The 12429-nt window shown below is 54.4% G+C and carries 10 protein-coding genes and 1 other RNA gene; 3 read left to right on the forward strand and 8 right to left on the reverse strand.

Annotation, left to right across the window (positions count from 1 at the left end; all coding sequences use genetic code 11):
- Nucleotides 1–197 precede the first annotated feature (197 nt).
- The 8 genes from C8R21_RS11390 to C8R21_RS11425 all read right to left on the reverse strand — a co-directional run bounded on the left by C8R21_RS11390 (nt 198) and on the right by C8R21_RS11425 (nt 7164).
- Nucleotides 198–431, reverse strand: coding sequence for a helix-turn-helix transcriptional regulator (locus tag C8R21_RS11390; protein WP_107762807.1), 234 nt, complete (start codon nt 429–431; stop codon nt 198–200).
- Nucleotides 432–561: 130 nt separating this feature from the next.
- Nucleotides 562–1323 carry a hypothetical protein gene (locus C8R21_RS11395; protein ID WP_107762808.1) on the reverse strand — a complete coding sequence of 254 codons (762 nt, stop codon included), beginning with the start codon at nt 1321–1323 and terminating at the stop codon, nt 562–564.
- A 74-nt stretch (nt 1324–1397) separates the two neighbouring features.
- Nucleotides 1398–2666: a tyrosine-type recombinase/integrase gene (locus tag C8R21_RS11400; RefSeq protein WP_107762809.1), complete on the reverse strand. Its 1269-nt coding sequence runs from the start codon at nt 2664–2666 to the stop codon at nt 1398–1400.
- Between the two features lie 163 nt (nt 2667–2829).
- Nucleotides 2830–3191, reverse strand: a transfer-messenger RNA (tmRNA) gene (gene ssrA, locus C8R21_RS11405).
- Between the two features lie 374 nt (nt 3192–3565).
- On the reverse strand, nt 3566–4213 hold the full coding sequence (locus C8R21_RS11410) for an HAD-IA family hydrolase (RefSeq protein WP_107762810.1): 648 nt from the start codon (nt 4211–4213) through the stop codon (nt 3566–3568).
- A gap of 118 nt (nt 4214–4331) precedes the next feature.
- Nucleotides 4332–5051 (reverse strand): bifunctional 2-polyprenyl-6-hydroxyphenol methylase/3-demethylubiquinol 3-O-methyltransferase UbiG, encoded by a 720-nt coding sequence (ubiG, locus tag C8R21_RS11415; RefSeq protein WP_181258917.1) that lies wholly within the window; start codon nt 5049–5051, stop codon nt 4332–4334.
- Nucleotides 5048–6394: a TRZ/ATZ family hydrolase gene (locus C8R21_RS11420; protein WP_107762811.1), complete on the reverse strand. Its 1347-nt coding sequence runs from the start codon at nt 6392–6394 to the stop codon at nt 5048–5050. Before C8R21_RS11420 ends, ubiG begins: the two co-directional genes overlap by 4 nt.
- 80 nt (nt 6395–6474) lie before the next feature.
- On the reverse strand, nt 6475–7164 hold the full coding sequence (locus C8R21_RS11425) for an OmpA family protein (RefSeq protein ID WP_107762812.1): 690 nt from the start codon (nt 7162–7164) through the stop codon (nt 6475–6477).
- 297 nt (nt 7165–7461) lie between these two features.
- Between C8R21_RS11425 and gyrA the strand changes: the two genes are divergently transcribed.
- The 3 genes from gyrA to C8R21_RS11440 are packed head-to-tail and all read left to right on the forward strand — an operon-like array spanning nt 7462 to nt 12373.
- Nucleotides 7462–10047, forward strand: coding sequence for a DNA gyrase subunit A (gene gyrA, locus C8R21_RS11430; RefSeq protein WP_107762813.1), 2586 nt, complete (start codon nt 7462–7464; stop codon nt 10045–10047).
- Between the two features lie 45 nt (nt 10048–10092).
- On the forward strand, nt 10093–11181 hold the full coding sequence (gene serC / locus C8R21_RS11435; RefSeq protein WP_107762814.1) for a 3-phosphoserine/phosphohydroxythreonine transaminase: 1089 nt from the start codon (nt 10093–10095) through the stop codon (nt 11179–11181).
- Nucleotides 11174–12373: a phosphoglycerate dehydrogenase gene (locus C8R21_RS11440; RefSeq protein WP_107762815.1), complete on the forward strand. Its 1200-nt coding sequence runs from the start codon at nt 11174–11176 to the stop codon at nt 12371–12373. Before serC ends, C8R21_RS11440 begins: the two co-directional genes overlap by 8 nt.
- Nucleotides 12374–12429: the final 56 nt, after the last annotated feature.

Consider the following 12429-nt stretch of genomic DNA (forward strand, 5'->3'; position numbering starts at 1 on the left):
TACCCGACTTATGATCTTGTAAAGCCCCTCCAGCCCCGCCCCCTGAAACAAAGCATGAGAGCCATGCTTTACGCTTTCACAAAGATAAAAACAGGTGGAATCTTCTTTGCGGTTCAAACGCCGCACCCAAGCAGGATCAACGGGACATACTGGCGCATTGCAAGACTGGAACTTAGGGCAATCCGGTATGGAAGGCATCAGGCTACCTCCCGACTCTCACGCAGCTTTTCAATTAGGGCGCGAATCTCCCCTACGCACCAGGCAGACGTACGGGGGCCTAATTTTACTGGTTTGGGGAAGCGGCCACATTTAACTCCGGCCCACCAGGTTGATCTACTTACAGGGATTACAGGAGGGATTGGGGGTACTGCGTTGGGATTGCCCAGAATTTGCGATTCACGGACAAAGCCATCTTCAGGTAATTGATACATTTAGAATACTCCCGTCTAAATAAGACCAATACTGGCCGACGGGAATATCGTTGCTCAATTACATGACTCAATCTATGCCGTTAAGGGGCCACGCGTGGCAGTCCAGCCGCTAGACGGATCTGTCTAGCGGCTAAACGGATTTTCGTATCCAGGCAGCAATAGTTCGCTGCGCGTTTTCCTCGCTCAAATGGGCGCCAATGGCTTTACCATACTCAATCGTAATATCTTTGAGTGCATGCGCTGCTCGGTTTGCAGACGGCCATTTACCCTCTTGGTAGCGTTGGAGAGTCCACTCTTTAAGGCTCTGCATAGCGGCATGGCGCTTATCCGCTCCAGATTTACCGAGCTCTGAGAGTTTAAGGCGTAAGGCTGTTTTAACTTCTTCTTCGCTAAGCCCAGCACCTAGCTTCATCCTGAGTGAATATGAAAGCGCCTCATAAGCTAGAAGCAGGCACTCGACTTGGTGCTGTTGTGCGAGCGCGCGGAACCATTTATCTCGGGTTATCCTTTTAACCGGAGTCTGCGGGGGAGCTTCAAATGCTGCATTTATCAACCAACGTCCGTACGCCGCCAGTTGCTCTGGCCCAGAATAGGTTCGTTCAACGGCTGGAGGCACCTCTTTTCCCGAATCGTCATAATAATGATCGTCTTCGCTCAGCCATTCAGGCCGGACAAGCATTTGATCCTTGGAAGTGGATATCATTAAAAACATTTTGTAAACCGGATAAAAATCAAAAAAACCTGCCCCTTCCTCCACTGACCAATCGTCAACCCAATCGTGCATCCTTCTGCCGAGAGTCAGCCAAACATAAGACACGAACGAACCCCTCGGCATAAGCCTCTCCAGCTCGTCTAATAAAACCAACTTGTAGTAATCCGCGTGAAACTCCATCCACTCATGGTCCTTTAAATTTGTGCTGCACAGTCGCACGGGCTTTCTGACATTCAACCTCAAGGGTTGATTAGCTAGAGGTACGCTACGTTTCCTTTGAGTCCAATTACTTCCGCTCCGGCTTTCAATTTATCCAGATAATCCGCCCATTGCTGCATCATCTTTCGGCGCTCAGGAAGGTGAGCTGTTCGGTTATAAGCACGGCCGTTCGGGTCTCTCACGGCATGGGCTAGCTGGTGTTCGATCAGGTCGGGCCTCACCCCTAGCACTTCATCAAGGATTGTCCTAGCCATCGCACGGAAGCCGTGGCCGCTCATTTCATCCTTGGGTATACCCATACGCCGCAGTGCCGCTAGGATAGCGTTATCGCTCATTGGCCGGATGGTGCTGCGTGCGCCTGGAAAGACAAAGCGGCCGGTACCTGTCAGGGCGTGAAGCTCCCGCAGGATCGACACCGCTTGTGTTGATAGGGGAACGATATGGGGCGTGCCTGTTTTCGTCACGGTGTAGCGCCATTCGCCCGCATCAAGATTAATATCCTTCCATTCGGCCTTGCGAAGTTCGCCGGGGCGCACGAATACCAGAGGTGCAAGACGCAGTGCGCAGGCAACTACGAAGGTACCTTCGTAGCCATCCAGTGTTCTCAGCAATTGCCCTACCTGCTTGGGCTCTGTTACAGCAGCGAAGTGTTCGCCTTTTACTGGCGGGAGCGCACCACGCAAATCGCCAGATGGGTCACGCTCCGCTCGTCCTGTTGCCACTGCATATCGGAATACTTGTCCGCAATTTGCAAGTGCCCGATGGGCGGTTTCAAGCGCACCCCGGCTCTCAACTCTCCTCACAACGGACAGCAATTCAGATGGAGCGATATCGGCAATCGGACGTCCACCGATCCAGGGAAAAACATCGCGCTCAAACCTGCGAATAATGCGTTCCCCATGAGCTTCGGACCAGGAGGAGGCATATTTGGAATACCATTCTCGCGCCACTACCTCGAAGCTGCTTGCTGCTCTATTCTGCTTGGTGGCCTTTTGCGCTTTGCGGTTCTCGCCCGGGTCTATACCTTGAGCCAGTAGCTCGCGTGCTTCATCCCGAAGCTCACGAGCACCTTTAATCTTTCGGGTCTTGCCTGTTTCTTCATCTTTTATGACACGACTTGCCAGGGGTACGTCAGGATAGACCCCTAGGGATAACAGCTTTTCCTTGCCATCGAATTTATAGCGGAAGCGCCACCACTTCCCCCCGGAAGGGGTAACAATCAGGAACAGGCCGCGCTCATCAAACAGCTTGACAGGCTTAGCGCCGGGCTTTGCATTGCGTATTGCAGTATCAGTTAGGGGCATAGGGGTAACTCAATTTCAGAAATTGGGGTTACCCCGAAGAGTTACCCCTCTTTAAAGCTGGATGTTGTTGGACAATCTTACCCCTTGCTGGACAAAGAATGCAATAAAAAACCCGCACTTAGGCGGGTTTTTGGACGATATCAGATTTCTTTGGATGGTTTAATGGTGGAGGCGGCGGGAATTGAACCCGCGTCCGCAAGTCCTCTACAGGCAGTTCTACATACTTAGCCATGTTTTTTAATTTAACCTGACATCCGTCAACCGGCGAACTGATGGCAGGCGAGTTACCTATTGTTTAGCGCTCTATAAAGTAACCCTACAAAGCGCGATCCTCGTTAATGGCTCCGCTGCCTGTTGCCAGGCCCGGCGTTGAGGCCCACCGGTGCGGAGTCTAGCCGGATTTAAGCGGCTAAAGCGTAGTTTTCGTCGTTTGCGACTATTGGTTTCCAGATGTATTTACGAGGTAACTGGTCCTCGGTATGCCCTGCTCTGCTTTGCAACCCACGTCGAAGCCAGGTCGCCCCCGGCATTCTTTATTACTGCTAGTTAGATGACTGCGAACCGGAAGAGTTCAATGGAGAGCGCTACGTATTAATCCCCCGGCACTCCTCAAAGATTCTCTTGATTCGCAACAACACTATGGTCGGGATTATACCCGATATTTTTTTAACTGCAGGGTAGACCCCGTCATATCCTGAATTTTGTCTTTACCGGAGTTGTGCCAATAGTAAGTCCTCTATTAGCGTCTTCTTCATCGTTGATCCTTCGATCCTTTGGCAAGCTCGGATGAGGGGGAACGGGGAGTCGAGAGATTGAAGCCACCCTCTCCCCGTTCCTCTCCCTTTCAGAGAGGGGGCTTTTCCAGACGAACAAGTACGAAAGGATCGGGCGAACGGTTTTTACAAATACCCGAGCAGTTCTTCGGGTCGGTCTATGAGGTATCTTGCGCCCCAGGTTTCGGGGGCGCCTACATTGCCAAGATAGCCGTATCTGGCAATGATGGGTTCCATGCCGGCAGCGAGGCTGGCCTGGACGTCGCGCAGGTCGTCGCCCAGGTAGATGCATTCTTCCGGCGGAACGGCTATTGCTCCGCTTGCAGTCAGCAGGGGCTCGGGATGGGGCTTGGAGTGCGTGGTATCGCCCCCACTGATGATGCAGGCGGCACGGTTGCCCAAACTCAGCGCCTGCATGAGCGGCACGGAAAAGCGGGCAGGTTTGTTGGTGACGATGCCCCAGATCATGCCTCGGTCATCGAGTTGGTCGAGGAGATCTGCGATACCTGCGAATAAAGAGGTTTCGCGGCAGAGATGTTCCGCGTAGAAGTCGAGGAATTCGGCGCGCATGGCGTCATATCCGGCGTCCCCCGGCTTGATGTTGAATCCAAGGCCCAACAGGCCGCGCGCGCCCGCTGAAGCTTCGGTGCGGATGAGCTCCAATGGCAGGGGTGGCAGCCCGCGGGCAATGCGCTGCCGATTCAGGGCATACCCGAGATCGGGTGCGGTATCGGCAAGCGTTCCGTCGAGATCGAAGAGGATGGCGTTAATCATGAAAGAGGCATGGACATAAACCGGGGAATAAAGAGGAGATGCCAATCCAGATAAGATGTAACCGATGATCGGACAGGCAGAAAATGATCGCTTGAATCTGGCCCTGGAGCGTGAGATTTCAGGCGCGCAATGCCATGATGTAGTTGACGTCGGTATCCTGTCCCAGGGAGTACACTTTGGTGATGGGATTGTAGCTCATGCCGATTACTTCCTGCACATCCAGCCCTGCTTCGCGGGCCATGCGCCCAAGTTCAGACGGCTTGATGAATTTGGCATAGTCGTGCGTCCCGCGCGGCAGCAGATTCAACACGTATTCCGCGCCGATCACAGCAAACAGGTACGATTTTGGGTTGCGATTGATGGTCGAGAAGAACACCCAGCCACCGGGCCTGGTGAGTTCCGCGCAGGCTCTTACCGTGCTGACCGGATCCGGCACATGCTCCAGCATTTCCATGCAGGTGACCACATCATAATGATGCGGCTGCTCCGCGGCGAGCGCTTCCACTGCGATTTTACGGTAATTGACTTTATTCCCGCTTTCCAGCAGGTGCAGCTTTGCCACCTTCAGCGCCTTGTCACCCAGATCGATGCCGGTTACCTGCGCTCCACTCTCCGCCATGCTTTCAGACAGGATACCCCCGCCACAGCCGACATCCAGGACAGCTTTACCCGCCAGGCGGGCATAGCGGTCTATGTAACCCAGCCGCAGCGGGTTGATCTCATGCAGCGGCTTGAACTCGCTGTTGGGGTCCCACCAGCGATGCGCGAGCTGGTTGAATTTTTCCAGTTCCAGCAGATCAACGTTGACGCTGCTATTTTCGATTTCTTTATCCATCATTTTTCGTGAACTGCTATCACGCCCGTTGTCATTTGTTCCCGCCAGAATTCAGCCCTGTGCACCAATTCTTCCCGGTCCAGCGTAGTCAATTCCCCGTCACGCAGCAGCATTTTACCATTTACCCACACATGACTCACGTGTTCACGTCCGGCAGCATAGACAAGATGGGAAACAGGATCATAGCAGGGCGCCATATCAAGACTGGAGAAATCCACTGCAGCAATATCCGCAGCTTTGCCTGGAACAAGGGAACCGATACGGTCTCCCAATCCTAAAGCCCTGGCCCCGTTGAGCGTGGCCATTTGCAGCACCTGCCACGCAGGCATCACTTCTGCCCTGCCGCTTTGTCCTTTTGCCAGCAGTGCCGCAAGCCGCATTTCTTCGAACATCTTGAGGCGGCTGTTACTTGCGGCGCTATCCGTTCCTAATCCCACGTTGACTCCTGCTTCGGTAAGAGCGGCAACGGGCGCAAGTCCGCTGGCATGTTTCAGGTTGGAAGAAGGGCAATGGGCTACGGAACAGCCTTGCTGCGCCAGCAGTTCGATTTCCCCCTCGGTAAGATGCACCATGTGCACCGCAATCAGATTGGGACCGAGCAGTCCGAGCTTGTGCATGCGCTCAAGCGGGCGCATTCCGTAGCTTTTCAGGCTGTTGCTGATTTCATCCCCGGTTTCGTGCAGATGAATGTGAATGGGCACATCCAGTTGCTCTGCATAGGTGAGAACCCGGGACAAATTTTTGTCACTTACCGTGTAAGGCGCATGCGGGGCAAAACAGAATGACAGGAGGGGGCGCGAGTTATAATCGTCGCGCAGCGCCAGGCCCTTGGTCAGATAGTCGTCAGGATCGCTTGCGTAGGCGGTGGGAAAGTCGATTGCAATCATGCCGATGCTGGCGCGCATGCCCGAGGCCAGAGCGGCGCGAGCCGTTGCTTCCGGAAACAGGTACATGTCATTGAAACAGGTGACTCCGCCCTGCAACATCTCGGCGCATGCCAGCCGGGTACCATCGAAGACAAAACCTGCGGTCACGTGCTTCGCTTCCGCCGGCCAGATATGGTTGGTTAGCCACTCCATCAAAGGCAGGCCATCTGCCATCCCTCGCATCAGCGACATGGCCGCGTGCGTATGGAGATTTATCAGGCCGGGAATGAGCGCATGCCTGTTCAGCACGACACGTTCGCGCGGCTCGAATTGTACGTGTACCTCATCGCGGGGCAGGATTGCGCGAATCATGCCCTGGTCAATTGCAATGGCATGATCATGAAACACTGCACCTGCGGGCTCAACCGGGATTACCCAGCGCGCCTCCAGCAAGGTATCAATTTTTACCGGATCCACCATCATCGCCGAAGCTTAGCAAAAAAAAACCCTGCCGCGACGGCAGGGTCTGATTTTTTTGTGTTTTTTGTATGTGAATCGAATTATTGTATCGTTTCCTTCATCGTTTCCTTGGTTCCGGCGACTTCAACTTCGACGCGGCGGTCCGGTTGCAGGCATGCAATCAGGGCCTTGGTCCTCTTGTTACCCTTGCAGGTATCGCCTGTTACAGGATCCGCTTCGCCCTTGCCGTCGATGAAAATGCGATCAGCCGGGATGCCTTTTTCGTTGACCAGGTAAGCCTTGACGGATTCAGCGCGGCGCATGGAAAGTTTCTTGTTATACGCGTCGCTGCCGAGGCGGTCGGCATATCCGATGGCAACGATGGTGTCGTATTGGACGCCGCCGAGCTTGGTCGCGAGATCATCCAGGGTCTGTTTGCCTTCGGGCCTCAGGTTGGCCTTGTCGAAATCGAACAGTTGATCGGCGGAAAGCGAGATTTTTTCAGGTTCAGTGTAAACAGGAGCAGGAGCAGGGGCAGGAGCGGGTTCTGGAGCAGGGGCTTCGACTTTTTTCTCGGGTTTTGGCAGCAGGTCAGGATCGCACTCATAGATCGCCATTGCAGGTGTCCAATAACCGGTGCGCCAACAGTCTCCGGAAGAATCTCTGACTACCTCGCCAACGCTATCGACCGCGTAGGCCTCAGGTATCTCCTGAGCCATAGCGACGCCTGAAAACAGCATTGGCAAAACAGCCGCTCCAAGCAAGAATTTTTTCGTTACTGTATTTTTCATGCTATGCCCCTTTTTAGAAAAACTAAGATTCAAGATCAGATCATCCCTGTAAGTCATGCAAATGAAAGACTAAGCCATCTTATTATAGCAGGCCCATCATCGCATAATCGCGCTTCGATTATGTATTCATATATTTGTCCTTGTCAAATGGGGGTGTTGCAATCGGCATGAAAACTGGCCTTTCGGGGTGACTCCCATACAGGTGGCATGCTAAAATGGGGGGCTTTATGTGCCGATATCAGGAAAGAAATATATCCTCGATATGTTCCCGCAAGTTCCTGCCTCCCTTCAAAAGTAATGGATCAATTCGCGAAAGAAACCCTGCCGATCAGCCTCGAAGAGGAGATGCGCCGCTCCTATCTCGACTACGCCATGAGCGTCATCGTGGGACGCGCATTACCCGATGTGCGCGACGGCCTGAAACCGGTGCACCGCCGGGCGCTATTCGCTATGCATGAACTCTCCAATGACTGGAACCGCCCCTACAAAAAATCGGCGCGCATTGTCGGTGATGTCATCGGTAAATACCACCCCCACGGTGATACCGCCGTATATGACACTATAGTAAGGATGGCGCAGAATTTCTCGCTGCGCTACATGCTCGTGGATGGACAGGGTAACTTCGGCTCCGTGGATGGCGACAACCCGGCGGCAATGCGTTATACCGAAATCCGCATGTCGCGCATCGCGCATGAGATGTTGGCCGATCTGGATAAGGAAACGGTTGACTTCGGCCCTAACTACGACGGGACCGAGAAAGAGCCGCTGATCCTGCCGACCAAAATCCCGAACCTGCTTATCAATGGTTCGTCCGGCATTGCGGTGGGCATGGCAACCAATATTCCACCGCATAACCTGAATGAAGTGACGGATGCCTGCCTCGCCCTGCTGAAGGACCCTGAAATCGCTATTGACGATCTGATCGACCTGATACCGGGCCCGGACTTTCCCACCGCCGCCCTGATCTACGGCGTGACTGGCGTAAGGGAAGGCTATCGCACGGGCCGTGGGCGCGTGGTCATGCGCGCGCGCACTCACTTCGAGGATATGGAAAAAGGGGGCGGACGCCAGAGCATCATTATCGATGAGCTGCCCTACCAGGTAAACAAGGCCAATCTGCTTGTCCGTATCGGAGAATTGGTGCGGGAGAAGAAAATCGAAGGCATTTCCGATTTGCGCGACGAATCGGATAAATCGGGAATGCGTGTGGTTATCGAACTGCGCCGCGGCGAAGTACCCGAGGTGGTGCTGAACAATCTCTATAAAGAAACGCAAATGCAGGACACCTTCGGCATGAACATGGTGGCCCTGCTTGACGGGCAGCCGCGCCTGCTGAATTTGAAGCAGATGCTGGAGGCATTCTTGCGCCACCGGCGCGAGGTTGTTACGCGGCGCAGCGTGTTCGAGTTGAAAAAGGCGCGTGAACGCGGCCACCTGCTGGAGGGACTCGCCGTCGCATTATCCAATGTGGATGAAGTGATTGCCCTGATCAAGGCGGCGCAGACGCCTGCAGCAGCCAAGGAAGCATTGATGTCGCGAGTGTGGCGCTCGCAACTGGTGGAGCAAATGCTGGCGCGCGCTGCAGTGGATGCAAAACAATTCCGTCCCGAGGGTCTGGCGCCCGAATACGGGTTATTCGATGACGATTATCACCTTTCCGATGCGCAGGCGCAGGCTATACTGGAATTGCGCCTGCAACGCCTGACAGGGCTCGAGCAGGACAAGATTGTCAGCGAATATAAGGATGTAATGGAAAGAATAGCCGACCTTCTCGACATTCTTGCCCGGCCGAAGCGCATCACGGCCATTATCACCCAGGAACTTGTTGCCATGAAGCAACAGTTTGGTGATAAACGCCGCAGCGAGATCGTCATCAATACCCAGGATCTGAGCATGGAGGACCTGATCGCCTCCGAGGATGTGGTCGTGACCCTGTCGCACAATGGGTACATCAAGTCCCAGCCGCTCGATGACTACCGGGCGCAGAAACGGGGCGGCCGCGGGAAGCAGGCCACGGGCACCAAAGATGATGATTTCATCGACAACCTGTTTATCGCCAATACGCACGACTACATCCTTTGTTTTTCCAGCCGGGGGAGGGTCTACTGGATCAAGGTGTACTCCGTGCCGCAGGGAGGGCGCGCTTCCCGCGGCAAGCCTATCGTCAACCTGGTGCAACTCGAACGCGGCGAGAAGATCAATGCCATTCTTCCGGTAAAGACATTCGATGACAACCGTTATGTATTTATGGCAACTTCCTTCGGCACAGTGAAAAAAACACCCCTGTCGGAGTTTTCGCGACCGCGCGCGAGTGGCATCATAGCGGTAGGTCTCGACGAGGATGATTTTCTGATCGGCGTGGCGCTGACCGAGGGCAAGCATGATGTGATGCTCTTCTCCGATGGCGGAAAAGCCGTGCGTTTCGACGAGAATGACGTACGCCCGATGGGACGGGGCGCCCGGGGCGTGCGCGGGATGACGCTGGGCAAGGGGCAAAAGGTGATCTCGCTGGTGGTAGCCGAGAGCGAGGAGCAGGCAGTGCTGACCGCAACCGAGAATGGCTATGGCAAGCGTACTCCCATCAGCGAATACACTCGTCACGGGCGTGGTTCGCAGGGCATGATCGCGATCAAGACGACCGAGCGAAACGGCAAGGTCGTGGCGGCACGGCTCGTGCGCGAGGATGACGAAATCATGCTCATCACGACCGGGGGCGTGCTGATCCGCACACGGGTGAAAGAGGTTCGCGAGATGAGCCGGGCAACGCAGGGCGTGATACTGATCAACCCGGATGAGGGTGAGAAACTTGCCGGGCTGGAAAGGGTCGTGGAAACTGACGAAGCGCCAGGATTAGGGGAAGGCTTAGCCACGGATCAGCCGTGAAACAGCCAGGGTAAGGAACGCATAAGGAATTCATAAGGAACTCCGATGGAACCCATCTATAACTTCAGTGCAGGTCCAGCAGTATTACCGAAGGAAGTTTTGCAGCAGGCGCGCGACGAAATGCTCGACTGGCACGGCAGCGGCATGTCGGTGATGGAGATGAGCCATCGCGGCAAGGAATTCATGTCGATCGCAGCGAGGCTGGAGGCGGATTTGCGGGAATTGGCCGGTATCCCTGCCAATTACAAGGTGCTCTTTTTGTCCGGCGGCGCTTCCAGCCAGTTCGCGATGGTGCCAATGAACCTGTTGCGCGGCAAAAAAAATGCCAACTATATCAATACAGGCCAGTGGTCCACGAAAGCGATCAAGGAAGCGAAAAAATATTGTGCCGTTCACGTTGCAGCTTCCTCGGAAGATGCAAATTTTACGTATGCGCCCACGCAGGATAAATGGAACATCGATCCGGATGGGGCCTATCTGCATTACACGCCCAATGAGACGATTGGCGGAGTGGAGTTCAACTGGATTCCGGACTTGCCGGGTACCGATATGCCCCTGGTGGCGGACATTTCTTCCGCCTTTATGTCACGCCCCCTGGATGTAAGCAGGTTTGGGCTGATTTATGCCGGCACGCAGAAAAACGTAGGTCCTGCAGGTCTGTGTATTGTCATCGTGCGCGAGGATCTGATAGGAACAACCGTGCCGGGCACACCGACCATGTTCGATTACAGGATTCACGCCGATAACGATTCCATGTACAACACGCCGCCGACTTATGCCATGTATATTACGGGGCTGGTGGTGGAGTGGCTGAAACAGAAGGGCGGGCTTCAGGCAATGGAGAAAATCAACATTGCCAAGGCGCGCCTGCTGTATGACTTTCTGGACACTACTGATTTTTATCATTGCCCCGTGGCAAAACCCGACCGGTCGCGCATGAATGTGCCGTTCACTTTAAAAGATCCGGCGCTCGATGAAGAGTTTCTGAAACAGGCGCGAACCCGCGGCCTCATCCAGTTGAAAGGCCATCGTTCTGTCGGCGGAATGCGCGCTTCGATATACAACGCAATGCCGCTTGAAGGCGTAAAGGTTCTGGTGGAATTCATGAAAGAATTTGCGAGCAATCATGCCTGAACGTGCACATAAAATTTTCCGGATACTGACGCTCAACCAGATTTCGCCGCTGGGCCTCAAGCTTTTTGATTCCGGCCATTATAAGGTGGGCAGCGATACAGCCGAGCCCGATGCGATTCTGGTGCGCTCCCATAACATGCTGGACATGGATATTCCTTCCAGTGTGAAAGCAATAGGCCGGGCTGGGGCAGGCACGAACAACGTACCGGTCAACGCCATGAATCTGCGCGGCGTGCCTGTTTTCAACGCCCCGGGGGCGAATGCCAACGCGGTCAAGGAACTGGTGCTGGCGGGCCTGCTGATCGCCTCCCGCAATCTGATTCCGGCGATTCATTTCACCGAGAAACTGGAAGGCGATAACGAGACCCTGAACAAGCTGGCCGAAAACGGCAAGAAACAGTTCGCGGGGACCGAATTGCCGGGGCGCACTCTGGGCATTGTCGGTTTGGGCGCTATAGGACGCCTGGTGGCTGATGCAGCGCTTCGGCTTGGCATGAAGGTGATGGGATACGACCCCAATATCACTGTGGACGCAGCCTGGAACCTGTCTTCAGAAGTCAAGCGAGCGGAAAGCATTGAAGCTCTGCTGCGCAACAGCGAGTTTGTAACACTGCACGTACCCCTAGTGGACTCGACCCGGCACCTCGTCAACCGGCAGGTTGTGCAAAGCATGAGAAACAGTACAATTCTGCTCAACTTTTCGCGTGACGGCATCGTGGATGAAAATGCCGTACTCGAAGGAATCGAGATGGGGAAGATAAAATATTACGTAAGCGATTTCCCCAGCGAAAAACTTCAACATCATGCAAGGGTGATCACCTTGCCGCACTTGGGCGCATCCACACAGGAAGCGGAAGAGAATTGCGCGGTGATGGTGACGAGGCAGGTAATCGATTATCTGGAGAACGGCGGTATTACCAATGCAGTCAACTTCCCCAATATAGCAATGGAGCGGGAATCCCCTTATCGACTGGCCGTTGCGAATGCCAACGTACCGAACATGGTGGGCCAAATTTCAACCGCCATGGCGAAAGCCGGTCTCAATATCCACACCATGGGCAACAAGTCCCGCGGCGAAATGGCCTATACCCTGGTGGATGTCGATAGTCCGGTACCACAAGAAACGATCGACGAGATTGCGGCGATAAAGGGTGTGCTGAATGTGCGCTACCTGCCCATACCGGCCAAATAGCTGCCATCTCAGTCTATGGCTTTGGCAGGCACGGTTCAAGACAAAAATTATCCCCC

Source organism: Nitrosospira multiformis, assembly GCF_003050865.1.
Lineage (GTDB): Bacteria > Pseudomonadota > Gammaproteobacteria > Burkholderiales > Nitrosomonadaceae > Nitrosospira > Nitrosospira multiformis_E.

Excerpts from the sequence above, each read along its gene's own strand:
- ubiG (WP_181258917.1), bottom strand. The coding sequence starts at position 5,051 with ATGATGGATAAAGAAATCGAAAATAGCAGCGTCAACGTTGATCTGCTG.
- C8R21_RS11425 (WP_107762812.1), bottom strand. The coding sequence starts at position 7,164 with ATGAAAAATACAGTAACGAAAAAATTCTTGCTTGGAGCGGCTGTTTTG.
- C8R21_RS11440 (WP_107762815.1), top strand. The coding sequence starts at position 11,174 with ATGCCTGAACGTGCACATAAAATTTTCCGGATACTGACGCTCAACCAG.
- C8R21_RS11395 (WP_107762808.1), bottom strand. The coding sequence starts at position 1,323 with ATGGAGTTTCACGCGGATTACTACAAGTTGGTTTTATTAGACGAGCTG.
- C8R21_RS11400 (WP_107762809.1), bottom strand. The coding sequence starts at position 2,666 with ATGCCCCTAACTGATACTGCAATACGCAATGCAAAGCCCGGCGCTAAG.
- serC (WP_107762814.1), top strand. The coding sequence starts at position 10,093 with ATGGAACCCATCTATAACTTCAGTGCAGGTCCAGCAGTATTACCGAAG.
- gyrA (WP_107762813.1), top strand. The coding sequence starts at position 7,462 with ATGGATCAATTCGCGAAAGAAACCCTGCCGATCAGCCTCGAAGAGGAG.
- C8R21_RS11410 (WP_107762810.1), bottom strand. The coding sequence starts at position 4,213 with ATGATTAACGCCATCCTCTTCGATCTCGACGGAACGCTTGCCGATACC.
- C8R21_RS11420 (WP_107762811.1), bottom strand. The coding sequence starts at position 6,394 with ATGGTGGATCCGGTAAAAATTGATACCTTGCTGGAGGCGCGCTGGGTA.
- C8R21_RS11390 (WP_107762807.1), bottom strand. The coding sequence starts at position 431 with ATGTATCAATTACCTGAAGATGGCTTTGTCCGTGAATCGCAAATTCTG.